Genomic DNA, 26,445 nt, shown 5'->3' on the forward strand with positions numbered 1-26,445 from the left:
GCCTTTGGCACACACGCATGCGACCATGGAGCAGGCTTTGGACAAGGGGCTGAAGGCCGCGCAGGCGCGCTTTACCGGCGGGTTGTCTCCGATTGCCCTTGCCGCGGCCTATTCGGATTGGGCGTTGCATCTGTCGTCGGCCCCCGGCAAGCAGTTGCAACTTGTGGAAAAAGCCGTCAAGAAAACATCGCGTTTAGCCAATTATGCGGGGATGTGTGCCAGCAATCGCGATACGACCGAAACCTGCATAACGCCACTGCCCCAAGACAAGCGGTTCACCGGGGAAGCCTGGCAAAAGTGGCCCTTCAACGTCATGTCGCAGGCGTTTCTTCTCAATCAGCAATGGTGGCACAACGCGACCACCGGGGTGGAAGGCGTTACCGAACAGCATGAGAATGTTGTAGAATTTGCGACCCGCCAGATGTTGGATGTTTTCTCACCATCGAATTTTGCGATGACCAACCCCGAGGTGCTGTCCAAGACCTATCAACAAGGTGGCATGAACCTGCTGCGCGGCTGGCAGAACTTTCTGGAGGATGCCGCGCGCGTAAATACAGGCAAGAAACCGGTCGGGGCCGAGGCCTTCGAGGTCGGGCGCAACCTGGCGACCACTGCGGGCAAGGTTGTCTATCGCAATCACCTGATCGAGCTTATCCAATATGCGCCCACCACCGACAAGGTCCGCCCCGAACCCATTCTGATCGTTCCGGCCTGGATCATGAAATATTACATTCTCGATTTGTCCGAGCAAAACTCACTTGTGCGCTATCTGACATCGCAGGGGTTCACCGTTTTCATGGTGTCCTGGAAAAACCCCGACGCCGAAGACCGCGATCTGGGGATGGATGATTACCTTTCGCTCGGCATCATGGATGCGCTCGATGCCGTCAGCGCCATCACCGAGGGGCAGAAAATTCACGCCGTGGGATACTGTCTTGGCGGCACCCTGCTTTCCATCGCGGCGGCCGCAATGGCGCGCGACAATGACAAACGCCTGCAAACTCTGACGCTGCTGGCCGCCCAGGTCGATTTTACCGAAGCGGGCGAATTGACATTGTTCATCAACGAAAGCCAGCTCACCTATCTGGAAGATATCATGTGGGACAAGGGCTATCTGGACACGACGCAGATGGCCGGCGCGTTCCAGCTTTTGCGCTCGAACGATCTGATTTGGTCGCGGGTGATCCATGATTACCTGATGGGCGAGCGCTCTGAAATGAACGATCTCATGGCTTGGAACGCCGATGCGACGCGGATGCCTTATCGGATGCATTCGCAATACCTGCGACAGCTGTTTCTGAAAAACGATCTCGCCGAGGGGCGCTATCATGTCGGTGATCGCCCGATTGCAATCTCTGATATCCGCGCGCCGGTGTTCATGGTCGGCACCGAACGCGACCACGTCGCGCCCTGGCATTCGGTCTATAAATTCAATCTGCTGTCTGACACGGATGTCACCTTTGTTCTGACCAGCGGCGGGCATAATGCCGGGATCGTATCGGAGCCGGGGCACCCGCGCCGCCACTATCGGATGCAATCCAAGACCAAGGATGCGCCCTATACCGACCCGGATCGCTGGTGGACGCAATCGCAACCAACCGATGGCTCCTGGTGGCCCGCGCTTGTCGATTGGCTATCTGACAGGTCGGGCGATCCGGTGGATCCGCCGTCGCTCGGGTCAGAGGGCTATGAGCCGCTCTGCGACGCGCCCGGCACATATGTTTTTCAGGAGTGAGCGGTGATGCTGGAAACCCTGCTCAGCGGCAAACGCGGGCTCATCGTCGGGATCGCGAACGAGCATTCCATCGCCGCAGGCTGTGCCATGGCGCTACGTGCGGCTGGCGCAGAGCTTGCTGTGACCTATGCCAATGAAAAATCCAAACCCTACATTTCCCCGGTGGTGGCTAAGCTGGAGGCCCCCTTGTTTCTTCCTCTGGATGTCGAGGTTGACGGGCAGATGGAGGCCGTTTTTGACGCGATCAGATCGCAATGGGGGCAGCTCGACTTTGTGCTGCACTCGATCGCCTATTGTCCGAAAGACGACCTGCATGGGCCGGTGAGTGCATGTTCCAAGGAAGGCTTCGCGCAGGCGATGGATATCTCGGTGCATTCGTTGATCCGCATGACCCGGCTGGCCGTGCCCTTGATGAAAAACGGCGGCAGCATCCTGACGATGAGTTATTATGGCGCCGAGAAGGTGGTCGATCATTACAACATCATGGGGCCGGTCAAATCGGCGCTTGAGGGCACTGTGCGTTACCTCGCCGCAGAGCTTGGGCCGAGGCAAATCCGCGTCAACGCGATCTCGCCCGGCCCCCTGCAAACGCGCGCCGGGTCGGGAATCGACCACTTTGACGAATTGATCGACGCGGCGCAAAAACGTGCGCCAGAGCAAAGCCTCGTCAGTATCGAGGATGTGGGCCACATGGCTGTCGGGCTGGTCAGCAACCTGTCGTGCAAGGTGACCGGCAATATCGCCTATGTCGACGGCGGGTATCACGTGCGCGCCTGACGTCGCACGCCCAATTCACAAACACTGCGAAAGGAACACAATATGTCCAAGAAACCTATCCACTGGAATCCCGACCTTAGCTATCCCACCGGCAAAGGCGCCACCGAACAGCGCTTTACCGCGACGGTCGATGGCGATGAGTTGGAGATCGACACCCACCCCTGGGGCGAGGCCGATCTCAAGATCAACGGCAAAGCCGAAGCCCATGTCGAAGGCAAACCATCCGATGGCGATGCGTTTCGTGAGATCGAGGATATTGCCGAAGACATCGAAGACCATAAAACCAGGGACGGTCAATCACCGTCCGCCATCTAAGCCGATATCGGCAAAAGGCCCCCTGCCATGCAATTCATTGAAAACAAGACCTTCGACGAACTCAAAATCGGCGACAGCGCAGAGCTTACCCGCACGCTGAAACCCGAGGACATCGAGTTGTTCGCGGTCATGTCGGGCGATGTGAACCCGGCCCATGTCGATGCCGAATACGCCAGTTCGGATATGTTTCACAAAGTCATCGCCCATGGCATGTGGGGCGGCGCGCTGATTTCCGCCGTTCTCGGGACCGAGCTTCCGGGGCCGGGCACCATCTATCTGAATCAGAACTTCAGCTTTCGACGCCCCGTTGGCCTTGGCGATACGGTCACCATTCGGGTGACTGTCGCGCAAAAGAGCGCCGAGCACCATCATGTGACTCTCGATTGTGTCTGTACCAATCAAAACGGTGAGACCGTGATCGAAGGTCAGGCAGAGGTGATCGCGCCGACAGAAAAGGTGCGCCGGCCTCGTGTCGCCCTGCCCGAGGTGCATCTTCATGAGCGCGGCGCCCGCTTCAATGATCTGATCGCGGCAACATCCTCGCTTGCGCCGGTGCGCACGGCTGTGGTTCACCCCTGCGATGCGCTGTCGCTCGAAGGCGCGTTGGAGGCGGGCGCGAAGGGCATGATCGTGCCCGTGCTGGTCGGCCCCAAGGCCAGAATTGAGGCCGCGGCCGCCGAAATCGGGCGCGATCTGAGCGGCATTGAAATCGTCGATGCGCCCCACAGTCATGCCGCCGCGGAAACCGCCGTTGCCTTAGCGCGCGCGGGCAAGGTTCATATGTTGATGAAGGGCAAGATTCACACCGATGAATTGCTGGAACCCGTCGTCAACAAGGACACCGGCCTGCGCACCGAACGCCGGATGAGCCATGTTTTCGTGCTCGATGTTCCAAGCTATCCCAAACCGCTGTTGATCAGCGATGCCGCGATCAACATCTTTCCCGATCTTCAGACCAAAGGCGACATCGTGCAGAACGCCATTGACCTGGCCCTCGCCCTTGGCATCGACCTGCCACGTGTCGCGGTGCTATCGGCGGTCGAAACCGTGACGCCAAGCATCCCCTCGACACTCGATGCGGCGGGCCTGTGCAAGATGGCGGAGCGTGGTCAGATCACCGGCGGTTTGATTGACGGGCCGCTGGCCTTTGACAACGCCGTGTCCGCATCCGCCGCTGACGCCAAGGGCATTCAGTCGCAGGTCGCCGGTCAGGCAGATATCCTGATCGTTCCCGATCTTGAGGCCGGAAACATGGTGGCCAAGCAACTCATCTATCTGGCCGGGGCAGATGCGGCCGGCCTCGTGCTTGGCGCCCGCATCCCGATCGTGCTGACCAGCCGGGCGGATGGCGTCATGTCGCGCCTCGCCTCGGCGGCGATGGCGCAGCTGTTCGTACATCACCGCGCTGCCGGGGGTCTGTCATGAGGAGGGTGTTCCTGACCCTGAATGCCGGGTCCTCCAGCCTTAAGTTTGCGGTATTTGACAGCGATAACTCGTCGACAACGCCGTTGACCAAAGGCACTATTGCGGGGATCGGCGGAACGCCGGTTTTTTCGGCACGTGACACTGCTGGCGGTGCTCTTGACGCGGGCGCCATGACCGCGCTTGACGTGGCCTCTGACCATGAGACGGTGATTGCGCTCTTGCTGCCCTGGCTGGCAAACCATTTCGGGGGCCTGCCGCTTCTGGCGGTCGGGCACCGGGTTGTGCATGGTGGCCAACACTATCGCGATCCGACACTGATTTCCCCCTCGGTTCTGCAATACCTTGAAGCACTGGTTCCGCTGGCCCCGCTGCATCAACCCCACAATATCGCGGCAATCCGCGCCGTCGCGAAATGGCGACCCGACATTCCCCAGATCGCCTGTTTCGACACCGGCTTTCACCGCAGCCAGAACCATCTGGCCCAGCTGTTCGCCCTGCCCCGCGATCTGACGGATGAGGGGGTGATCCGCTACGGGTTTCACGGGCTGTCCTATGACTATATCGCCAGCATCCTGCCGAACCATCTTGGCGACCGCGCCTCGGGCCGGGTGATCGTGGCGCATCTTGGCAACGGCTCAAGCATGTGCGCCATGAAGGATCGCAAAAGCGTGGCAACCACCATGGGGTTCACCGCCCTCGACGGGTTGATGATGGGGCGCCGCTGCGGGGCGCTTGACCCCGGTGTCGTGCTCTACCTGATGCAGGCCAAGGGCATGGCCGCGCCCGACATCGAAACCCTGCTCTACAAGCACTCCGGTCTTCTGGGGGTGTCGGGCATGACCAACGACATGCAGGTCTTGCAAGACAGCGACAACCCGCACGCCCAGGAGGCCATCGCGCTGTTCTGTTACCGGGCCGCCAGTAGCCTCGCCGGGTTGTTGCCCGCTATCGGAGGGCTGGACGCCCTGGTCTTCACCGCCGGTATCGGTGAGAACTCCGCGCCGATCCGAAAAGCAATCTGCGATCATCTCGGCTGGTTGGGCATCACGTTGGACGATGCGGCAAACGACAGGAACGCCACCCGCATCAGCGCGGCCCACTCACAGGTCGGGGTCTTCGCCTTGCCGACAAACGAGGAAACCGTTGTTGCCGACGCCTGTCGGGGTCTTCTGACCCGAGCGGGGAAGCCGGAATAATCCGACAGGATATGAGCAAACGGGCGCCCCGTTGCGGGCAGCTATTGGATGGTTTTACTTTGTTGCCGTGTGCAGCGTTTGCTCTGTTCGCTCAAAGGCCTCTGCATCACCATAATCCGTGAACTCCGGGTAATATGCGTGCACGTCTTGGCCGGTTTTCGCAAACCTTTCGCAAATATGTACCCGTCACAGGGCGCCTAGACGCCCGGACGAAGAGACCGCGCGATCAACACCAAAGCCGTGCCCGTGCTGACAAAATCAACCCCAACAAATAGACCCAAAATTATGGCCGATGCGTCTGGCAGGGCAAAAAGGATAAAGCACCCCAAAGCCCCGCTTACGATTGCCGACAATACGCCCCAGCCCCATCCCGGCGCCGGGCGAGCCCAAAAGGCAAAGGCAAGCTGCGCAATCGCAGTCATCACGAGAACCACAGCGATGATGAGGGTCAACGCAACAAGCCCCTGTAGCGGGAAAGCGAGCATTAACAAGCCAATAACACAGGTAATCAGACCTGCGGCCAATTCCCAAACGAACAGTCCCGTCTTGCGCAGAGAAAATGCGCCAACGACTGTCACCAAGCCGCTAACGGCAAGAAGCCAGCCAATCAGAACCTCTATGACCAGAGAACCAAAAAACGGCATAATCAACGCTGCAACCCCCAACACGATCATCACGACCCCGGCCCCGAACATCCCCTTACGCAACTTCGTCAGGATTGTTGGTGGATCAATGTCAAAGAATACTTCCGGCGTCGGTGTCATGAGAAATCCCTCGCGGTGTGGTCGTGCTGCGCTTACTCAGATGCGCAGCACGCGTGTTGCCACCATATTAATCAGCTTCAGTCTCTTTAACCTGCATGGCGATAAATGCGGGCTCTCCCATCCGGTCCAGAAGCGTCAGTTGCAGTTTAAGCCAAGTCATATGGCCTTCTTCGTCCAAAGCCGTCTGTTCAAACAAATCGCGGGTTCCGATGTCACGGGCTTGGTCGGCTTCGCTCGCCGCAGTCGTGTAGAAGTCGAGCGAGCTCTTCTCGTCCTCCAAGTCGGCCTCGAACATCGCTTTCAAAGATTTCGCGGCAGTTGGCACCTTGGCCGATTTCAATTCCGGGCTTCCGCCCAGAAACACCATCCGGCGCGAATATGCTTCGGCATGGCCAAGTTCTTCCAACATTTCAGACCGCATTTTCACGGCAAGCTTGTCCAGCCCCCAGCTCTCGGCTGTCAGGATATGCAGCATATATTGGCTCACCGCTGCCAGCTCCATTGAAACCGCTTGCTGAAGATTTTCTAGCGTCTTGGTTGTCTGTGCCATCAGTTTTCCATTCATGTTTCTAAGTTTATATTTTCGGGCAGGGCGTCAGCCGATTTTATTCGCTCCAGCCATGCACATGCACGTCGCGCCCGGAGTGACCTTTCAGAATCTTGACCGCGAGGTCTTCCTTCTCTTTGTCCACCGTGCGAACCCAGAGCAGGATACCGCCCTGGCGGATTTGATCGGCGTAGTAGTCCTTGTGGTGCTTGTCCACACGACGCGCAAGCAAGGCGCCGATGACTGCGGTTGGCCCGCCACCGATTGCGATAGCGGCGATCGAGGCGGCCAAAGTACTGACGGGTGTCAGCATGGCCGCCATCGCGATAACCGACCCGAGGAAAAAGAACCCACCCGCAATCGCCCCTTCAAGTTCGCCCATTGCCTCTTCCGAGATGAATGCGGCGCGGGGGGCATCGGGGTTGTCCTCAAGTTCGGCGGCCTGCCAAAAGGCAGAGCCAAGCTTTTCCGTCATCGCCTCCTTGCTGCCCAACAGGCTAATGTCGTAGCGGCTGAACCCCGACATACGCAGATCATAGATCGCGGCTTGCAGGGTCTCAAAGCTGTCGAATACGCCGACGGCCTCGGGGAGGTTGATATAGGTCGAATGATGTGGCTTCGGGTCAGTGGTCATGGTCTACCTCGCATATTTTCCATGATACCTTAAGACCGCCAGTCCAATTGCGGATTGACTCACATCAATCTACAGCCATGGCCCCCAATCTTATTCGTCGGGCCCCGGCATTCGGATCGGATAGCGAGAATCGTGTTCCAGAAGCTGCAAATGCCGTTTCAGCCGCGCGTTCTCATCGACCAGCGACAGCACCAGTGCGACCCCCGGCATGTTAAGCCGCAAATCCGCCTGAAGGCGTTGCACCTTGCGCACGATTGTTATGCTGGTGCTTTCAAACCGCCATCCGGTGCGGTTTTCGCCCTCGGGCTCCAGAATGCCCTCTTCCACCAGGTCGATGACCCATTCTGCGGATGATCCGCAAATACGGCACAGATCAATGAGGGTCAGGCGTTCCACCACTTCGCTTGCGGGCACCAATGCATTTGATTTCGGCATCTCTTATCCTCCCAATCTCGCGCGCGGATCGAAATCTATCTCGCGGGCCATCTGTTCGTAAAGCGCACGGGCTTTCTCGCTTTCAATCGGCGGGATGACGATTTTGAGTACCGCATAAAGATCACCGGGGCGTTTGCCCGGAATACCGCGCCCCTTCAGGCGAAGCTTTTTACCGGCCTGCGCGTGTTTCGGCACCGTCAACTCCACCCGACCGCTCGGGGTCGGCGCGTTGATGCGACCGCCAAGCGCGGCCTCCCATGGGGTGATCGGCAGATCCATGTAGACGTCCCTGCCCTCGACGCGGTACGCCGGGTCTTCCTTGATGGCGACCTCAAGAAACAGATCACCCGGCTTGCCACCGCCAAACCCCGGCGCGCCCTTGCCCGCAACGCGAATATGCTGCCCTTCGGCCACACCTTTCGGGATGGCGACCCGGATCGAGCGTTCTTGCAACACCACATGGCCGCTTGCATCAAGCTCCGGGGCGCGCAGCGTAAAGTCGCGCGATCCACCCTGATAGGCCTCTTTCAGGTCGATCACGATCTTGGCGTGATGATCTTGTCCCGGCGCCCTGAACTGACGCTCCGAGCGCATATTGGGCGATGCCCGGCCTTGACGCGCGAAAAGCTCGTCAAAGAACGACCCGAAGTCGTTGGGGTCGGCCTCGGTATAGCCACCGCCGGAAAACTCGAAACCTTCATCCCAATCGGGGGGCGGGCGAAACGCCTGCCCCTCTTTCCAGTTGGCGCCGAGCTGATCGTAGGCGGCGCGCTTTTCAGGGTCTTGCAGAACTTCGTAGGCTTCGCCCACATCCTTGAAGCTCTGTTCTGCATCGGCCCCGGCATTCACATCCGGGTGATACTTGCGCACCAGTTTGCGATAGGCGCGCTTGATCTCGTCTTGGCTTGCCGTTCGCTCGACACCCAGAACCTTGTAGTAATCCTTGTAGTCCATTTCTCTTTGATCCCCGCGTGGTGCCCATCAGGACGCCCGAGTGACAGGCACTCTCTCGATCTGCGTCCATTTCAAGACCATCCAACCATTCCCGCTCCGAGCATTCAAGGTCGCTGCCAGGACCGGCCTGCGTCTGAGACTGACATGCCAGAAAATGACGCTGGAAAAATTGATCCAACGCAAAGCGCGCGCAAACGTCGCGCGGTCAGGGCCCGTTCCCGCAGACAATCGTCTTTCCGGGCGGTCTTTCAGCCCCTTATGATGTAAAATTAGGAAATTCGACAAAACCCGTTTCCTATCCAGCTTGAAAGAATGGCCATGACTTCCGACCCCGCCGACAAAACGCCCGCGCTTCCGCTGGAAGACAACGGGCTTGCGTCGACCACGCCAGACCAGAGCCCCCGGAAAACCGGGCGGAGTCGGCTGTTGCTGATCCCGCTGCTGATGCTGACCCTGTTTACCGGCGCGGTCATCGGGATGTACTTTCAGCCGCCGGGCCTCAAGGTGTTTTTCAGGGCAACAGGGCTTGAGCCGGGGGCCGGAACGAATACCCCGATTGCCGTCGCAATTCAGCAGGTGACGACCCAACAGCAGGTCGCGGTGGTCAGTGACGGCGATGTGGTGGCCCTCGGTCGGATCATCCCGCGTGGCGATATCATCAGCGTGGCCACGCCATCGGGCGCCGGCGACGCCCGCATCGCCGAGATCAGGGTTGCAGAGGGGGACGAGGTCGAGGCCAATGAAATCCTGGCCGTTCTGGACAACCTCCCACAGCTTCAAAGCGCGATTTCCTCTGCCGAAGCGACGCTGCGGGTGCGTCAGGCGACGCTGACCCAGACCCGCGCATCGAACCGGGCCAGCCTGGCCGAGGCCCAGGCATCGCTGGAGCGCGCCGAAGCCACGGCAACAGCGGCCCGCGCCGATCTTGCGCGCATGACATCGCTTTTCGAACGCGGTGTGACAACCCGTGCGCAATTTGACCAGATCGTTGCGACGGCCACCGAAGCAGAGCGCGATGTGGAGCGCGCCCGCGCCACGCTTTCGCGCTATGCGACCGGATCAGAGACCATTCAGGCCGATATTGCCGTGGCCGAGGCCAATCTGGATGCCGCCCGCGCAGACCTCGCCCGCGCGCGGCAGGATCTGGAACGCGCCTATGTCCGGGCGCCCGATCGTGGCCGGGTGCTCGACATCAAGGTGCGGGCCGGCGAACGCCCGCCAAGCGACGGGATCATCGACCTTGGCGACACATCGCAGATGACCGTAGAAGCCGAGGTTTATCAGACAATGATCGGGCGCGTGACCATTGGCGATCCGGTGAGCGTCTCGGCCAAGGCCCTGTCACAGCCCCTGACAGGCATCGTCTCGGCAATCGGGCTAAAGATCGGGCGCCAGTCGATCACCTCGGACGATCCGGCCAGCAACACCGACGCGCGGGTCGTGGATGTTATCGTCGTTCTGGATGCGGCCTCCTCAGAGCAGGCGCGCAACCTGACCAATCTTGAGGCAATCGTGCGGATCGACGCTGGCCGGTCGCAATGAGCAGGCTGTTGACCCTGCTCTTCGGGCGCCTGCCCATCGGCTGGTTGCAGCTCTCGCACAACCGGGGCCGTCTGCTTGCCGCGGTGTCCGGCGTGGCCTTTGCCAATCTGCTGGTTTTCATGCAACTCGGGATCATGGGCGCGCTGAACGGATCGACCGTCGCCCCCTATGCGCTCTTGAATACCGACATCATTCTGTCCTCGCAGGAGGGCAACACCCTGACCGATAGCGAGCATATCGCCCGCGTACACATGTTTCAGGCGCTCGGCGTCTCTGGGGTTGCAAACGCCACCCCGCTTTATATCGGCGACCTGCCCTTCACCCTCGACGACGGGACCTCGGTCGCCTTGCTGACCTTCGGCGTGGACGCCACACAGACCGGCTTTGTCACATCCGCCGTTGCCGCATCTCTGGATCGGCTGACCATCGAGAACACTGTCCTGCTTGATGAAGACACCCGAGGCATGCCAGCCCCGGTGCTCGAAAGCCTGTCGAGCGGGGCGAGCTATTCCTTCGAGGCAATGGGCGAGACCCTTACCGCCATCGGCACCATGAAAGTCGGCGGCGGGTTTCTGGCGGACGGTATGCTGGTGACCTCAGATCAGACATTTCTTCGCGTCTTTCCAACGCGAGACAGCGGTGCGCCCGATCACATTCTTCTGCGGATCGACGATGGCGTCTCCGCCGACACCGTGGCCACCCGCCTGCGCGCCGCCCTGCCCTCTGCAAGCGTCAGGGTCCAGACCACGCAAGACGCGAAATCCGCCGATCTGGCATTCATGTCGTCAGAGCGCCCGACCGGCATCATCTTCGGCTTTGGCGTGTTCATGGGTATCCTTGTCGGCCTTGTCATCGTCTATCAGGTGCTGTCCACCGATGTGGCCGATCACCTGCGCGAATATGCAACCTTCAAGGCCATGGGGTACGGCCAATCGTTCTTTCTGGGCATCGTCTTTGAAGAGGCCATCGTTCTGGCCGTCTTCGGGTTCATTCCCGGATTTTTTGTCTCGATGGGGCTTTATGCGGGGTTGGTGGCGGTGACGGGCCTGCCGGTCAGCATGGAGGCCAGCCGGGCAATACTCGTTTTTCTGGGCACATTGGCCGCCTGCACCCTGTCGGGGGGCATCGCGACACGGCGGCTTGCAAGCGCCGATCCGGCGGACCTGTTTTGATGACGGATTCACCAATCGAGGTGCGCGGCCTCAACCATTTCTTCGGGACCGGCGAGGCGCGCAAACAGGCCATCTTCGATATCAACCTGTCGATTGCCCGTGGCAGTCTGACCATCCTCATGGGGCCATCCGGGTCCGGCAAGACCACGCTTCTGACGCTGATCGGGGCGCTGCGCGAGATTCAGGACGGCAGTGTCGTGCTGCTGGATCACGAGTTGCACGGGGCCCCCGAGGCGGATCTGGTGGCGCTGCGCCGTCGGCTGGGGTTCATCTTTCAGGCTCACAACCTGCATGAAAGCCTGACCGCCACCCAGAACGTCCTGATGGGCCTTGAGGTGCACGGCAAGGGCAACGCCGCAAAGCAACGCGCCGCCAGCCATCACATGCTTGACCTGCTCGGCCTTGCGGATCGTCGGGAGTATGTTCCGGCCAACCTGTCGGGCGGGCAGAAACAGCGGGTCGCGGTTGCGCGCGCCCTTGTATCGAACCCCGAGATCGTTCTTGCGGATGAACCCACGGCGGCGCTGGACAAGGCATCCGGTCATACCGTGGTTGAAATGCTCAAATCCCTGGGCAAAACGCGGGGGACGACGACGGTCATGGTCACCCATGACCCGCGCATTCTGCAAATGGCCGACAGGATCATCACGCTGGAGGACGGGCGCATTGTCACCGACAAGAGCCAATAAGGCCTGCCGCCTTTAACACGGCCTGTCGCGTGTGCTCCAGATCGGCCTCGCTCAGGGCAAGGCTGGGATAGAGCTTGCCCGGCGACTTGAACACACCACCGGCGCGCAGCGCCGCGTTATAGGTCACGTTGACGGCTGGGTCCCGGTGTTTGGCGCTGCGATAATCGACGCAGTCCACATCGGTGAATAGGATATCAAACAGGGTCGGATCACCGCAGATGCGATGCGCAATGCCCTGTGTCTGCAAGGCCTCTGACTGCATGTCCTGCAACTGCTGCCCAGGGCGCGCAACCGGTCATATTGCCCGTCGCGGCGCAGCACTTCCATGGTCTTGAGCCCGGCAGCCGCAGCAACCGGATTGCCCGACAACGTGCCAAGCTGCATTAGCCATTTATCCGCGCCAACGGCGGATTTGTCGAAATGCGCCATGATCTCGGCACTGGCGCCCAGGGCCGCCAGGCAAAGCCACCGCCGATGATCTTGCCAAGGGTACAGATATCGGGCACCACGCCATAGCGCTCCTGCGCGCCGCCATAGGCAAGGCGAAACCCGGTGACGATTTCATCAAAGATCAGCAGGACGTGATGCCTGTCGCACAGATCGCGCAGCCCCTGAAGGTAACCGGGCCGCGCCGGAATGATTCTTTGCAACGGTTCCACGACAATCGCGGCAACATCCGCGTGCTCGGCCAGAAGCGAGGCCACCGCCTCAAGGTCATTGAAGGGCGCGATCAGCATCTGGTCGGCAACGCCCTGCGGGATGCCTGCGCTGTCGGGCACGAGCCGATCAGGTAGTCGATATATTCAGTGCCGTCCTCGTCCCAGACATGGCTGCCTTCGCCGCGCGCGATCATGATTGCGGGGTCGAAGTTTCCGAAACCCGCAGCGGGCAAAACCTCGCGTGCGCGGGCGATCCATTCGGCTTGGGAGGTGAGGTTTTGCATGATACCCTCAAAGATATGTGGCGACAGGCGTGCCCAATGCGTACTCATCAGGATGCACGCCCAAGCCCGGTGTTTCCGACAGATGCAGGTATCCGCCCGAGTTGCGCGGCCCGCGTCCGCCTGCGATGTCCAGCGTGATCATATCCTGACAGGCCCAGACCGCGTGGCAGTTTTCATCCGGGATTGTCGTCGCCAGATGCAGCGCCTCGGTGTCCGCCAGAACAGAGCCCCCGGCCGCAATCTCGCCGCAGACATCTGCGCCCTGGATGCGTGGAAAGCGTATCGGGGCGCCGCCGGTGGTCGCCTCGGTCACGGCCTTCGAGTACCAGCCAGAGCGGGTGTTCACGTCGGTGTTGTTCAACCCGCAGGCGCGCACGCGGATCAACACCTCGCCCGGCACCGGATCGGGGCGCGGCCAGTCCCGGTGCAGGACCATCTGATCGAGATCGCCGTGGCCCATGGTGACCATGGCCTTCATCGTCTTGTGCGGGGTCATTGCGTATCCTTCAGCTTGGCGTCGACGCGCGGCAGCGCGCTCTCCGGGTCATAGGCCGCTTGCCCCAAAACGCGGGCGGCGCGGGCGCTGCCGTGAATGATCACGGTCAGTTCGGTGTCCGGCACGGCGGCCTCTGGCTTGACATAGGCAAAGGCCAGGATTTTCCCGACCGTATGCCCATAGGCCACCGATGCGGTTGATCCGACGACCCGCCCGCCCAGCAAAACCGCCTCGCCGCCATGGCCATCGACATCACCGTCAGGCGCGATCTCAAGATAGGCGCAGACCCATGGCAAATCGCTGTTCAAGGTCTTGTCGCGGCCCAGATACACCTTGTCGCTGCGCGCAAATCGCAACACATCGGCTTCGGCCAGGGTAACCTCATTGGTCAACTCCCCCGCCCCCTTGAATCCCTTCTCCATCCGCATGACGTTCATCGCAAACGAGCCGTAGTCGGCAATATCATGGCCCTGCCCCGCGCTCCAAAGCGCGCTGTAGACATCCAGACAGGCGGCGTTCGGCATGTGCAATTCCCATCCCAACTCACCGGCATAGGACATCCGCAAGGCCCATACCCGATGCCCCGCCACGGTGATCTGTTGCGCCGACAGCCAGCGGAAACCGGCATTGCTGAGGTCCGCATCGCTACCCCCCCCAACACATCGCGCGCATGCGGACCATTGAGCGCCAGTGCCGACCAGCCGGAAGACAGCGCCGTTACCGTCACATCCGCGCCGTCGCGGTGCCGGGCCAGGTGATCCAGCAGGCGTTGCTCGAAGAAGGCCGCGCAGACCAGATAGAAGCGCTCCTCCGCCATCCGCACGATCGTTGTCTCCAGCTCGATCCGGCCACGGCGGTTGAGCATATGGGTCAGGGTGATCGAGCCGCCATTCCGGGTTTCCCCTACCGCTTCGCTACTTGAGGGGTGTTTTTGCGGCATCCGGTTCGCGGTTAGACGGTCGAGCAGGGCAAAGGCATCCGGGCCCTCGACCATAACCTTGGTAAAGGCGGTGACATCCATGATCCCGACCGCCTCGCGCACGGCCCTGACCTCGCGGGCAACCATGTCATGCACGACAGTGCGCCGGAACGCATAATGATCCTCTTGCGCCACGCCGTCGCGTGCAAACCAGCGTGGGCGCTCGAACCCGTAGACCTCTTCATGCACCGCCCCCTTGGATTTGAGCAGGTCATAGAGCGGTGACGGCTTGACCGGCCGCCCGGCAAGGCGGTTGAAAAGCGGATAAGGAATTTCGTGACGAAGGCAGTAATCTTCTTTTGCCTTAATGACTTGCCACTCTTTCTTTGCGTAACTTCCAAACCGGCGCGGATCATAGTCGCGCATGGAAATATCCGCCGCCCCATGCACCATCCAACGCGCCAATTCACGGCTCAGCCCCGGCCCCCAGCCGGTGCCGATCTGCGTGCCGCAACAGCACCAGTAATTGCGCACGCCGGGGGCGGGGCCGATCAGCGGGTTGCCATCGGGCGGATGGCTGATTGCGCCATGGACTGCGCGCTGAATACCAAGATCGGCAAAGATCGGCATCCGGTTCAGGCTTTCTTCCAGCCACGGCATGACGCGGTCATAACCTGCATCAAACAGCCAGTTTTCATGGTCCCACGGGCAATGATCATGCCAGACAGAGTTGGGATTTTCCTTCTCATAAATCCCGATCAGCCCGCGCTTTTGCTCCATCCGGATATAACTCGAGACTTTGCGATCATCACGTATCACCGGAAGTTCGCGCTCCAGATCATTGAATTCAGGGACAAATTCAGTCACGAAGTAATGGTGCGTCATCGAGATCATCGGCAGTTGCAGGCCAGACCATTCGCCGATCTGGCGCGCATAGGTGCCAGCGGCGTTGACCACATGCTCGCAGGTGATCGTGCCTTTCTCGGTCTCGACCACCCATTCGTCATTGGCGGCTTGCAAGATGTTGGTGGCCCGGCATTGGCGGATGATGCGGACACCGTTCTGACGCGCGCGGCGGCCATTGCCATTGTGACATTGGTGGGGTCCACATGGCCGTCATCCGGGGTATGAAGCGCGCCGAGAACACCGTCGAGGTTATAGAACGGGTGCAGCTTTGCGCCCTGCTCCGGCCCGACCAGGGCGATATTGAACCCAAGCGCGCGCGCCACCGACAAGGTGTGGCGCAGCCAGTCCATTTCGTCTGTCGTATAGGCCAGGCGAAACGACCCGCAGCCATGCCATGTGACCGGCTGGCCTGTCTCGGCCTCAAGCCCGCCCGAATAAAGCCCGATATTGTAATCCACACATTTGCCAAGCCCGAAACTACTGGTGGAATGAGTGACCTGCCCGGCCGCGTGCCATGTACTGCCGCTGGTCAGCTCGGCCTTTTCCAGCAAGACCGTATCACTGCCCCAGCCCTCGTGCCCCAGATGATAGGCAAGCCCCACCCCCATGACGCCGCCGCCAACGATGACAACGCGGGCGCTTGTCGGAAATTCGCTGGCCACACCTGGCTCTCCTCGACTCGACTTTTATCTCGACAGGCTAAGCTTACATACGTGCCATCGTCACTCATGAATGAAACAAATGTATCAAATGTGATTCTGGAGCGGCTCGCCGATGTGTTGAGCGGCCTGACGCCCGAGGCCCGCAAGGCCGCGACCTATGTGCTGGAAAACCCTCGCGATGTCGGCGTATCGACCGTGCGCGAAATCGCGAAGGCCGCGCGCGTCAAACCCAACACCGTTGTGCGCATGGCCCGGCAAGTGGGTTTTGAGGGATATGACGATTTCCGCGAACCCTTTCGCGACGCGATCCGGCAGGGGGCTGCGGATTTTCCTGACCGGGCACGATGGCTGCAAAGCATCCGCAAATCCGGCGGGTTGGGCGGGCTTTATGCCGATATGGTGCAGGGCTGTCTGCGCAACATCGAAGACAGCTTTGCCAATATTTCCGAAGACAGTCTGAAAGAGGCCGCCGAAACGATCTGGGCCGCGCAGCGTGTCTTTGTGCTGGGGGTGGGGGTGATGAACGCCAATGCCCGGAATTTCACCTATCTTGCCTCGACGGGAATGACGGATTTCCACGCAATTCCGCAACTTGGCTCGACCGCGATTGACGATCTGGCGCGCGCCGACGGGCAGGATGTTCTGATCGCCATGACCTGTCGGCCCTATCGCACCGAAGTGATCGAGGCGGTGCGTATCGCCCGTGACCAGGGCGTCAGCATCATTGGCATATCCGACAGCCCGGCAAGCCCGATTGTCCGCGTCGCACAGCACAGCTTTGTCGTGGCCGCCGATACCCCGCAATTCTTTCCATCCTCGGTGTCCACGATCGCCCTGCTCGAGACATTGCTCAGCTTTGTGATTGCGCTCGCCAGTGACGAAATTGTCGAGCGGGTCGAAAGCTTTCACCGCCGCCGCCATCAGCTTGGCCTGTATCAAGGGGTTCAGGAATGACCCATGCCGCCACGCCCCTGCGCTCGCTTGAGGCGCGCTATTACACCGATCCGGGCATTTATGCCGATGAAATCACCGGATTATTGGCGCGGAGCTGGCACTTCGCCGGCCATGCCTCGCAGTTGGAAAACGCCGGTGATCATTTTGCGTTTGAGATCTCCGGCGAAAGCCTGTTCTGCATCATGGGCCGGGATGACAGCCTGCGGACATTTTACAACGTCTGCCAGCACCGTGCGCATCAGCTCTTGCAGGGCTCTGGCCAGACCCGCGTCGTGGTCTGCCCCTATCACGCCTAGACCTATGAGTTGACCGGTGAATTGCGCGCCGGGCCCAACATCAAGGCGGTCGCGGGGTTCGACAGGTCCAGTGTTTGCCTGACCGAGGTGCGCACAGAGGTCTTTCTTGGCTTCATCTTTGTCAATCTGGACCGGGATGCCAAGCCGATGGACGACTGGTTCCCGAATGTGCGCGCCGAGTTGCAGGGCTTTGTGCCAAACTGGGCCGATCTCAGACCGCTGGAATAGGTTGAAATCCCCGAGACCTGCTGAACACCTATCACTGGCGGGCGGTGGATGCCGATCACGTCGTCGTCTGGCGCGGCTGGTATTCGATCGGCGGCGAGGACAATGAAACCGTGCGCCGCATGGCCCTGCAAGACCGCGCAACGACCGTCGAAGAGGATATTCACCTTGTCGAAAGCGTTCAGCGCGGGCTTAAATCGCGGGGCTATGTGCCGGGGCCTCTGGTGATCGACCCGAATGTGGCGTGAACTCGGAACATTCGGTCATGCATCTGCAAAAATGGATGCGCGAGGCGATTGACGGCAGTGGGTCGATGGAGGCGTGAGAGGTGGAATAGGTCATCACATCCCCATCTCAGCCTGATTGGATTGCGCGTTAGATGAAGCTGAAATCGTCCAGCGTGAGATCAGCCGCGGCCATGCCCTCGACCGTCACCAGATGCCCGCCGATATCCATCTGCGCGCCTGCCGCCGTGTCGGTGATGTTCAGCGCATCGACAAAGCCCTGCAACCCATTGCCGCCGTTCGAGATATTAACCTCGCCGGTGTCCGGGTCACGACCCGGATCAGGAAGCTGTCAACGCCACCGCCGAAGGCTGAGTCAGCGACACTCATCTGCGGAGGGGACGATGCTTCTGAAGATAAGGAAAAATCCCCTGCCAGACCGGCAATATTCAAATCACCAACAGGTCGGGAAGACAAATCGTACAATTGCGCGAAGACTTCGAAATACAAATCGTTGTCGGCGTTATTTACGTTTTGAAACTCACGCATACCCAGAACCCAAACACCATCGGTCGGTGTTGGCATGCGTCGAAGATCGGGTTGCAAGAGGCGTCCAATTTCCAAATCAACGATTTCGCCAAAGGGATTTTCGAAACCCTCCAGAGGGCTCACGAGCGGCATATCAAGAACATCATAGGGCAATCGCGCCGTACCAATTATGCCTGCAAAATCTATGATTGACAGTTCGAGAACTTGTCCGACCTGATCATCCACGAGTTCTGCGCGCGTATCTCCATTCAAGAACGCCGTAGCAGCAGGCTGCACAAATCTCGATATTCTCTCCATTGCGTTTGCCCCCTGAAGATCCGATCAATGCGAAGTTTTTGCAGCTTCTGGTGAACTGCTCACTTTGGCGCTTGGGCGACGACGACATGCCCCAAGAAAAACACCGCATCTTCGAGGATATGGCGGGTGTGCACCCGGTCGGTTTTTTTGAGCGTAGTGGACTTTTGACGTTTACTCTGAGAGTTGCCCGCACGGTCGAACCTGAACTGACCTACCATGAGGCGCAGGGCCGCCACCACTCAATTCTTGAATTTTTGCCGCCTCGGGCGCATCCTTCGCGAAGATTTATAAAAACTATTTGGATTGAGATCATGACCAAACCCTGGCTCGGTGCGCAGGAAGTATTGTATCAAAGCCTGCTGTGGCATCTGAAGGTTCCACATGACTATGCCTCACAGGTGGCCGCGAACAGGTTGGTGTTTCCCGGCGAAAGCATGGTCAATATCTCAAATCCGCCGACCACGCATTCTGCTGTTGACCTCGGCGGTTATGTCGACTCATGGATTACCGACATGGAATGCGCCACCAGCCTGCGCCCCAAGCTTTACGGCTTTGACTACGGTCGTGTGGCGGATGTCGTCGAGGTGTCTATTGGCATGGTTGACGGCGTTGAGAGGTTTGATAAGCGGCTGATCACCACGCTCCCGCAGGCCCAGCGCGCCGGCACGCCCAGCATTCCATCGGAAAAGGCGATGATGAAAGACCTGATGCTATCGGCCTATGCATTGGGCGGTGAGATCTGTCTTAGCTATCACATGCTCAACCCGTTTATCACCCCTGCCGAAACCAGCGCCGGGGCAGGCCCTTTGAAATATCATACCGGCCAGTCAAACACGCACCTCGGTTCGGGACAGTTTCAAGCGGAATTCGCCGCCCAAAGCGCCACCGTAGACCGCAGTGGCCGTGAGATGGGGCAGTTTGTGAATGATCTGCTAAGTCACCCGATGGCGACCGGAAAGGACATTTACATCCGTCTCTTTCACGAGCCCAATATCAGTTACTTTTGGTGGGGCGAGGCGAATGGGGCCACCTCCGGACCATATATGGATAATTTCATATTTCTATGGAATTTCATGGTCGCCGCTGTGCAAAATGCGGTCGATCAGGACAAGCGATCGCGCTTGAAGTTTGTGTTCTGCATCAACGGAAAGCCGAGTGTAAACGCACTTGAGGGCGATCTGGATCGGTACTTTCCCACCGGCGGAGCAAACGCCACATACACGACCTTCCTGAACAGTATCGCGGTTCTGGGGCTCGATTACTACGAGGACTGGCAAAAAGACCCATCCGCGTCACTGTTAACGGACCAATACGCCCGTGTTGTGGCAAAGGCAGCCGCCATAAACACCCGGTTTGGCCTGAGCTGGGCGCATGCCCTGAGCGAAGTCAGCATCAGGAGCGTCGCCCCCGGACAGGCCAGCATCGGCAAGCTTTACGGCGCTTTTGGCAATTCGGCCGCCTGGCCCGCCGGACAGCGCAGTTTCTTCAAGGACAAGGTCTTTGATCTGGCAAAGCAAAGCTCGCCAAAGTGGGTCATGTTCTGGGTCAACAGGCTTGGCAATTCGGCGCTTTCCGCAATCACCCCCTCAACCTCTGGCGGGGCGTCGTTGCGGTATGGCCAGACGGATGTTTTTACCGAAGGCACCGCCGAGTTTTATTATCCAATGCTGCCGGCAGAGCCGTTTTATGTCGAAACCTACAAGGACGGCGAAGTTGACACCGCAGGCGTGCAGCAAAAGACCTTCGTCAAGGTGGCGGCCGCCAATCCCGACCTTCTTGACCAGATCCCCGGCGCCACGGCCAATGGCACAAGAACGCCCAATGGCGAGGCCTATAATGATGCGGTGGTGGATTTCTTTACCCTCGTGCCGCGCTATATCCGGTCCTGGAATGCAAGTGGCGTTCTGGCGGTCGAGGCATTCCAGAGAGGCACCCTTTCCAGGCCGATTTTTTCGCAGAGCCCGGTGCCGCCCGACCCCAATGCGCCCGACATTATCTTCGACACGCTTTAGGGTTCATCCTCGCCCTCAATGTAATCGAATTGAAGCCCCGGCCCGGCATGGCCGCGCCCCGAATCCTTGTGGCGGCCCACCCAAAAGTGGTTGTCCGCCTCCCCCGCCCCGCTGGCGAATTTCCTGATACGGCGCACTCGTAGCCCGGTGCGCGGCACCTCCTCTTCCATCAGACGTATGGATTCATCCACGATCTTCGAGCGGTATTGCGGGTTTTCGCGGCTGGCATCGGGGTCGGTGCGCCCGCGGCGCAAAAATATCTCGCCGTTGGTGGGCGTCAGGTTGATCTGCACCGGCACATAAGGAATCCAGTTGGCGGGCATCTCCGACATCAGCCTGAAACCGGCGGCTTCTTCGTCGCCCTCGGCCTGAGTGTCTGCATCGGTCTGCGCATCGCCGTTCAGGATCGTTTCGCCGTCCCGCGTGGTATAGGCATGCTCCCACGCCCAAACCAGATTGGCCTGTTCGTCACGCACGAAACGCACATCCTCAAGGACGTCGTTGTAAAGCACATCAAGCGCAATGTTGGGTGCAAAAATAGAGGCCCCCGAGAGGCCATCATCGCCCGTCACCTGATCCAGCGCAAAGACCTTCCACGCCTTGTCTTTGATCGGCTTCAGGGTCGTCGTCACCCCAAAACTGTCGGTCACCTTCAGCGACGTGATCTCGCGCACAGATCCCGACGGCATCGGCGCCGGGATCATGTACCAGTTGTTGATATCGGTATAGAAAAACTCGGGCAAAAGCGTTGACAGGATACTTGGCTCTGCCTCGCGCGGGGTATCGAAATAGGCCCCCGCATCTTCGATCTTCCACCATCGCGGATCAGGCGCTCCGCGAAATGTCATTTGCGTCGGCACATAGGTCCGGGGATCGTCATGTACCGGCTCTGCGTTCTTTAATTTCTCCACAAGATCAAACTGATACCAATCAAGCTGAAACCCGGAATAGGCTGTGGCCGTCAATCTATGGCCTGTCGTCTCAAGGCCAAATTCATATTCCAGCGCCTCGCTTTTCCAGGCCGGTGCATCGCCGTCCTCGCCGGTTTCCCCCTCGACAAATGGCTCAAGTGGTTGTTTGCGGTCAATCGCTTGCGCCTTGCCATCCCGTGCGAGGACCGTCACCGGAAAATGTCGGCTCTGCACCTCGACATCGGCCAGCGCCCCGCCATTTTCCGCCTCGAATTCGCCCGTCTGCCATTGCCGCGCCAGAAACCAGAGCGGGTCTTTTACCCGCGCTGACAGCGCCTCGGCAATGTTGACCGACCGGTTTGAGCCGTGAAGCTGTTGCTTGTCTTGTCCTGCCATGACGTTACTCCTTCACGACACCAAAGCCACGACGCTCAAAGAGTGCCGCGGCAGTGGTGCCTTTGAGGTTCAGATCGCCCGCCGTATCAACCAGGTGCAGCGACAGGCCCTTCAGAGCGCCCCCGCTCACGGTGTTCACAAGCTGCTGGCGCGGAAGGCGCGCTTGGGATGTCTTGCCGGATGTCTTATGTGCGATCACGTTTGATCCGGGCAGCGCCGCGCCCGGAAAGGCCCGAACATGGCTCGACAAGGCGCGAATTTTCATCCAGTCGATTGCCTCAACCACCAGCTCTGCCGCGCGGGTCTGTGTCCAGCTTTTGTAGGCGTTGTTCGGCGCCACCCCGAGCAGAATCGCATGCGGGGCCTCGCTTTGCGGGCTGTCATAGTTGATCGCAATCCCTGTCGGCTGGGTCTGGCTTGGGCGCTGCACGGTCCATTCATCGCAGACGATGCCGCAAACCGGGGTTTTGGCCTCCATCAGCTTTCTGGTGCTCAGGAACGTGCCGTGATGGCGCACCTCTGGCGCGTCCTCGGGCGGGCGCGGATCGGCCTGTGGATCGCTCGGGTCAATTGTCGCGGCACGCTGCGACCTGAAAGCGCTCAATGGCCCCGCCACCCGCGCCAAATGCCCCGCGCGCCCAACATTCGGACGGTGCTCATCCCAAGGGGCAAGCCCATCCGGTGCCAGAATTTCCGGCTCGAACACGGGCTGCAATTTCGTCGCCGTGCGGGGCATGGGGGGCAGGATGATCATCGCCTCGCCATCCAATGCCTGGCGCAAGGCGCCGTCACAGCCCTGTAGAGCATCTTTTGCCCCGGCCAATGTGGCATGACCGGATGCGGGATGATCCTGCGTGGCCTGCGCCAACCGCGCCTGTTGCCTGGCAATTCGCGCCGTCATATCCGTCAGCCGCCCGATCACCGCCTCGGGATCATCAATCGCCTCCTGGGTCGTGAAATGGCGCAGCGCCTCGGGCGCGCCGTAATCTGCCAAAGGCTCCAGAAACCGACCGATCAGAACCGTGCGGTGCTGCTCTGCCCGCGCCACCTGCGCGTCGATCATCGCCTGGGCGTCACGGCTGTCGATCCGCCTGCGCGCCTCATGCACTTCGGTTTCAAACACCGAAATTGCATTTGTCGCGGCGCCCAGATCGGTTTGCATCCGCTTGCTCAAGATGCCGATGCGCTGTCGCAAGGCGTCGATCCCGTATTGCACCACGGTGATTGCCTCGGCTTCAGACAGCTCGCCCTTGCGGATATCGGCGCTTGCAGCGAGGTCGCCGTGATCCAGACTGCGCCCGGTCTTGGCGGTTTTGCGGATCAATTCCGCGCGCTGCAACAACTCTTCCAGTGAGGGGGTTCCGGCATTCAGGTTCACGTCAAACGCCAGACCCGCAGGTGAGGCCAAAGCGCCAAGCTGTGCCATCGCCTGTGGGTTTTGCGAAAGGTGCCGGGCGATCCCGGCCTTTGCGCGAACCTGAATTTCGCTAACCCCGCCGATCACAAGATCAAGCGGCGTCATGCCAAGGTCGCGGTGCAAATGCATCGAAACCGTGGTGCTCGGCGGCGTGCCCGTGCCCGCGACGTCAGGCGACGAAATCGACATTTCAAGCCGCGCATTTTGAAAGCCGTCAAGCACGCGGCGGGCAAAAGCCGCCAATCCGGGCTCGCCAATCTCTCGCGGTGTGGCCGCCGGGTCTGGCGCGATTTCCGGCATCAGGATGTTCACCCGATAGGATGACCCCTGCCCCTGACGCTGTGTTTTCAGGAAAATCGGCACACCGGGGGGCGGGTGGCCCGACAGAACCTGCAACCATGCATTGGCCGCATCCGCCTGCCCCAGGGCACGGCGATGCGTAGCCTCAGCCATCACGACATCTGACAGCGCATCCAGATCATCCTCAAGCAGGCGGCGCAAATCCTTGAGCGGTTGCGGCTGCTCATCCGCGATAAAGGCCAGGCCGTCGAACACCCGGCGCGCGCCGATGTTGTCATTCCGCTCACCTTGCAAAGGATAGCGGGCGCGCAATTGCAGGATGAAAGTGTCGTGTTTGTTATCATGCAGCCAACGCTCGCCGCGCAGGCCAAGCCCCTCGCGAAGATCGTGCCCCTTTGCAATCAGATCCATCAGCTTCAGCGCCCGGCGCGTGCGGGTCGAGCTTAGGTTGATTTCAAAGGCCCCGCCACCGCGATGGCGCAAATATGCCGACCTGAGCAGCGCCGCCGTCAACGCCTGCGGCACCGTCGGGGCCTGAATATAGCCATCGCTGCCGCCGGTTTTCGACGCCGGGCGCAGCTTGCCGATAAACCCGTAATAGCCCCCCGCCAGCCCCGTTTGACCGGCCTGCCGGTCGGCCTTGAGCCGCGCATAGGCAAGCCCGGTGGCAAAGGCATCAACCCGGTGCTGAAAAAGATCGACAACCTCGCATAGCAAGACCTCAAGGATCGCGCGGCCCTGCGGGCGGGCGGCCACCGTTTCAAGATGGCTCAGCGCCGCCGCGTAACCTTGATTGAGGACCGAGACCTTGCGAATGATATCCCTGTCAATCGCTGTGAGCGCCAGGTTGCCCGGCCTGATCTGGCCTGCCGACCGGGCGCTAAGCCGCGACAGGGTCTGATCCATCGTCAATAATTGACGCCGCAGGCGGTCATCCTGAACCTGCTTTATGTCCACGTCCATGTCGCGCCGCCCCGGCGCCTCAGATGGCCCCTGGCGGTCAAACCTGTTGAAAACATCCCTGAAAACCAGCGACTTGATGTTCCGCTCCAAGGTCAGGCGCGCCAGACGATAGAGCAGCGGCCAGCCGCGATTTCGGCTATCGGGATCAACCAGCTTTTCAAGCGGCTGCTCGCGCAGGGCTTTCAGATATGTCTTGGCCCGGAATTGCGCGCGCGTGCCATCGACATAGGGGCAGCCGAGGCCGCTGATCTTGTCCATGTCGGCGCCCACGCCAGAGACATCCAGCCGTTTCGACACGCGGGTCGTGGACAGGATATCGAAAAGCTTGTCGGCGCTGTCCGGGTCTGCGGGCTGAATGACCGGCACCGTCTCATCGGCCGCACCCGGTAGAAAGGCCCGGTTGAACCGCGAATAGAGCGCGAGAAAGTGATGCACCTTTCGCGCCGCCTCACCCTGATCAAGCTCGGCGGCCCTGAAGTCGTGGATCTTGGTGATCGGCAGAACGCCCATCGCGTTTTCGCCAAAGCGCACCGCCGGTAAAACACCGCGCGCGGCAATCGCACCGGCCATCACCTCGATGAAGTCATCCTCGCTGACACCGGCCACCTGGCTATAGCCGTCAAGCGCGCTGTCAAGCAGCGCCGGGCCGATCACCCGAAGCATCGCCCTGGCGTCTTCAAAGCCGGTGTCGGCCCCATCGACCGCCCGGCGCAGATCGGCCTTGGGCAGGTCAAACGCCTCGGCCAGCAAATCGGCGGCATAGGTCTTGCCCGCGCCATACGCCTCTTGCTCAATTGCGGTGGCGCGTTTGGTAAACCCCTCAAGATCGGCCTCGGGGCGGTTGAGATAAGATAGGGCATCAGGCGAATTATTGGTCGCACTGTCCTGCGGGATCACCGAAAATTCGCCCGTTGCCACATGGCTTTTCAACAGCGCCGCAAACTCGTCCCGGGACTGAGTGCCGCTTAGCCCGATGGCGATGATCCAATCCGCGGCCTTGGCGCGTTTGATCGTCTCGGGGTCGCGTATCTTGATGCCCATGCCATGCTCTACGGCTGTTTCGAAATCAACCAGCCAACCGCCCGGATCGGCCGCCTCGGGGGTGTAGGATACCACGCTGGCCGCGCGCGCCGTGTTTTTCGGGATCGCCCGCCCCTCTGCCAGAGGCTCGACACGGCCATTGACGACAGCGAAAAGCGCCACCTTGCCCGGCAGGGCCGCGATACGCCCCAGGCGCCGCTGGTAATTGTCGTCGCCCTTTTCCTCACCGATCCGCATCAGGTGAACCGCGCGATAGGCGCCAACGCTATTGGCAAAATGCTGCCAGTGCGCCGAGACCTGGGCGTCGCCCATATCCCACCAGGGTTTGCCGCCGATCTCGGTCTCGAAGGCCTTTCTTGCGGTGGCTTCGTCCTCGGTGATCGGCTCAACGCCCTCTTCGGAAAAACTTTCGTCAGGATACCAACGCAGCCAAAGCTCCTCGGCCTCGGTGAATTTCCGCTCTACAAATTTATGCCTGACCTGCGCCTGCCCGATGGCCTGCCTGATCTCGGTCGCTGCCTTTTTGCGCGCCTTGAGCGAGCTCAGGTTTCGTGCCTTGTCAAACGGCCTGAGGACATCGCGCAGCGCCGATGTGTCTTTGATCACGACCGGCGCATTGACCTGCATGAAGCGGTATTCGATCGACAGCGGCAAGAGCGCAAGCGGCGGGGCCTTTTGCCTGATCTCCTCTGGAATCTTGCCTCGATTCACCTTAATATCGGGCTCTAACTTACTGACTTTGCCGCGCA

General features: G+C 60.2%; 20 protein-coding genes and 3 pseudogenes. 11 read left to right on the plus strand and 12 right to left on the minus strand.

Annotation, left to right across the window (positions count from 1 at the left end; genetic code table 11):
* Positions 1-25 precede the first annotated feature (25 nt).
* Genes BMZ91_RS15645 through BMZ91_RS15665 form a run of 5 tightly spaced genes read left to right on the plus strand, consistent with a single transcriptional unit; the run spans position 26 to position 5,448 of the window.
* A complete protein-coding gene (locus BMZ91_RS15645; protein WP_245736430.1) occupies positions 26-1,735 on the plus strand; it encodes a PHA/PHB synthase family protein in 1,710 nt (569 codons plus the stop codon).
* Between the two features lie 18 nt (positions 1,736-1,753).
* A complete protein-coding gene (gene fabI, locus BMZ91_RS15650) occupies positions 1,754-2,512 on the plus strand; it encodes an enoyl-ACP reductase FabI (RefSeq protein WP_218145680.1) in 759 nt (252 codons plus the stop codon).
* A 42-nt stretch (positions 2,513-2,554) separates the two neighbouring features.
* The gene (locus tag BMZ91_RS15655) at positions 2,555-2,827 is read left to right on the plus strand and encodes a hypothetical protein (protein ID WP_092840925.1); all 273 of its coding nucleotides are present in this window, start codon (positions 2,555-2,557) and stop codon (positions 2,825-2,827) included.
* A gap of 27 nt (positions 2,828-2,854) precedes the next feature.
* Complete coding sequence (locus tag BMZ91_RS15660; protein ID WP_092840927.1) at positions 2,855-4,252, plus strand: bifunctional enoyl-CoA hydratase/phosphate acetyltransferase; 1,398 nt, start codon at positions 2,855-2,857, stop codon at positions 4,250-4,252.
* The gene (locus BMZ91_RS15665) at positions 4,249-5,448 is read left to right on the plus strand and encodes an acetate/propionate family kinase (protein ID WP_092840929.1); all 1,200 of its coding nucleotides are present in this window, start codon (positions 4,249-4,251) and stop codon (positions 5,446-5,448) included. Before BMZ91_RS15660 ends, BMZ91_RS15665 begins: the two co-directional genes overlap by 4 nt.
* A gap of 197 nt (positions 5,449-5,645) precedes the next feature.
* On the opposite strand, the gene BMZ91_RS15670 is transcribed toward BMZ91_RS15665, so the two are convergent.
* From BMZ91_RS15670 to BMZ91_RS15690, 5 genes are all read right to left on the minus strand, one after another.
* Entirely contained in the window at positions 5,646-6,212 is a 567-nt protein-coding gene (locus BMZ91_RS15670; RefSeq protein ID WP_092840932.1) for an HdeD family acid-resistance protein, read from the minus strand.
* Positions 6,213-6,279: 67 nt separating this feature from the next.
* Positions 6,280-6,762: a bacterioferritin gene (locus tag BMZ91_RS15675; protein ID WP_092841004.1), complete on the minus strand. Its 483-nt coding sequence runs from the start codon at positions 6,760-6,762 to the stop codon at positions 6,280-6,282.
* A 55-nt stretch (positions 6,763-6,817) separates the two neighbouring features.
* The gene (locus tag BMZ91_RS15680; protein WP_092840934.1) at positions 6,818-7,393 is read right to left on the minus strand and encodes a hypothetical protein; all 576 of its coding nucleotides are present in this window, start codon (positions 7,391-7,393) and stop codon (positions 6,818-6,820) included.
* 90 nt (positions 7,394-7,483) lie between these two features.
* Positions 7,484-7,828, minus strand: a complete 345-nt coding sequence (locus BMZ91_RS15685; protein WP_092840936.1) for a chaperone modulator CbpM — start codon at positions 7,826-7,828, stop codon at positions 7,484-7,486.
* A gap of 3 nt (positions 7,829-7,831) precedes the next feature.
* Positions 7,832-8,782: a DnaJ C-terminal domain-containing protein gene (locus BMZ91_RS15690; RefSeq protein WP_092840938.1), complete on the minus strand. Its 951-nt coding sequence runs from the start codon at positions 8,780-8,782 to the stop codon at positions 7,832-7,834.
* A 318-nt stretch (positions 8,783-9,100) separates the two neighbouring features.
* Between BMZ91_RS15690 and BMZ91_RS15695 the strand changes: the two genes are divergently transcribed.
* From BMZ91_RS15695 to BMZ91_RS15705, 3 genes are read left to right on the plus strand one after another with little or no spacing between them, the layout of a single operon-like run.
* On the plus strand, positions 9,101-10,324 hold the full coding sequence (locus BMZ91_RS15695; RefSeq protein ID WP_177193890.1) for an HlyD family efflux transporter periplasmic adaptor subunit: 1,224 nt from the start codon (positions 9,101-9,103) through the stop codon (positions 10,322-10,324).
* Positions 10,321-11,496 carry an ABC transporter permease DevC gene (gene devC, locus BMZ91_RS15700; protein WP_092840942.1) on the plus strand — a complete coding sequence of 392 codons (1,176 nt, stop codon included), beginning with the start codon at positions 10,321-10,323 and terminating at the stop codon, positions 11,494-11,496. Before BMZ91_RS15695 ends, devC begins: the two co-directional genes overlap by 4 nt.
* Positions 11,496-12,185: an ATP-binding cassette domain-containing protein gene (locus BMZ91_RS15705; protein WP_092840944.1), complete on the plus strand. Its 690-nt coding sequence runs from the start codon at positions 11,496-11,498 to the stop codon at positions 12,183-12,185. The genes devC and BMZ91_RS15705 overlap by 1 nt, the downstream gene beginning before the upstream one ends.
* Here BMZ91_RS15705 and BMZ91_RS15710 read toward each other — a convergent pair.
* The 3 genes and pseudogenes from BMZ91_RS15710 to BMZ91_RS15720 form a co-directional block, all read right to left on the minus strand.
* Positions 12,166-13,128: pseudogene (locus BMZ91_RS15710) on the minus strand (aminotransferase class III-fold pyridoxal phosphate-dependent enzyme). The gene BMZ91_RS15705 and the pseudogene BMZ91_RS15710 sit on opposite strands and share 20 nt — an antisense overlap.
* Before the next feature lie 7 nt (positions 13,129-13,135).
* Positions 13,136-13,624 (minus strand): alcohol dehydrogenase catalytic domain-containing protein, encoded by a 489-nt coding sequence (locus BMZ91_RS21980; RefSeq protein ID WP_281243382.1) that lies wholly within the window; start codon positions 13,622-13,624, stop codon positions 13,136-13,138.
* A pseudogene (locus BMZ91_RS15720) lies at positions 13,621-16,057 on the minus strand (FAD-dependent oxidoreductase). The gene BMZ91_RS21980 and the pseudogene BMZ91_RS15720 overlap by 4 nt, the downstream one beginning before the upstream one ends.
* A 120-nt stretch (positions 16,058-16,177) precedes the next feature.
* Here BMZ91_RS15720 and BMZ91_RS15725 point away from each other — a divergent pair.
* Both BMZ91_RS15725 and BMZ91_RS15730 read left to right on the plus strand, forming a co-directional pair.
* A complete protein-coding gene (locus BMZ91_RS15725) occupies positions 16,178-17,065 on the plus strand; it encodes a MurR/RpiR family transcriptional regulator (RefSeq protein WP_092840946.1) in 888 nt (295 codons plus the stop codon).
* Positions 17,062-17,911 (plus strand): annotated as a pseudogene (locus BMZ91_RS15730) (aromatic ring-hydroxylating oxygenase subunit alpha). The gene BMZ91_RS15725 and the pseudogene BMZ91_RS15730 overlap by 4 nt, the downstream one beginning before the upstream one ends.
* 50 nt (positions 17,912-17,961) lie before the next feature.
* On the opposite strand, the gene BMZ91_RS21985 reads toward BMZ91_RS15730, so the two are convergent.
* Positions 17,962-18,096: a hypothetical protein gene (locus BMZ91_RS21985; RefSeq protein WP_281243383.1), complete on the minus strand. Its 135-nt coding sequence runs from the start codon at positions 18,094-18,096 to the stop codon at positions 17,962-17,964.
* On the minus strand, positions 18,072-18,656 hold the full coding sequence (locus BMZ91_RS21165) for a hypothetical protein (protein WP_143076356.1): 585 nt from the start codon (positions 18,654-18,656) through the stop codon (positions 18,072-18,074). The genes BMZ91_RS21985 and BMZ91_RS21165 overlap by 25 nt, the downstream gene beginning before the upstream one ends.
* 311 nt (positions 18,657-18,967) lie before the next feature.
* Here BMZ91_RS21165 and BMZ91_RS15740 point away from each other — a divergent pair, with 311 nt between their 5' ends.
* A complete protein-coding gene (locus BMZ91_RS15740) occupies positions 18,968-20,668 on the plus strand; it encodes a glycoside hydrolase family 26 protein (RefSeq protein ID WP_143076357.1) in 1,701 nt (566 codons plus the stop codon).
* Here BMZ91_RS15740 and BMZ91_RS15745 read toward each other — a convergent pair.
* On the minus strand, positions 20,665-21,975 hold the full coding sequence (locus BMZ91_RS15745; RefSeq protein ID WP_092840952.1) for a hypothetical protein: 1,311 nt from the start codon (positions 21,973-21,975) through the stop codon (positions 20,665-20,667). The two genes, BMZ91_RS15740 and BMZ91_RS15745, sit on opposite strands and share 4 nt — an antisense overlap.
* 4 nt (positions 21,976-21,979) lie before the next feature.
* A complete protein-coding gene (locus BMZ91_RS15750; protein ID WP_092840954.1) occupies positions 21,980-26,407 on the minus strand; it encodes a hypothetical protein in 4,428 nt (1,475 codons plus the stop codon).
* Positions 26,408-26,445 lie beyond the last annotated feature (38 nt).

The sequence above is a fragment of the Roseovarius lutimaris genome, from assembly GCF_900115165.1.
GTDB lineage: Bacteria > Pseudomonadota > Alphaproteobacteria > Rhodobacterales > Rhodobacteraceae > Roseovarius > Roseovarius lutimaris.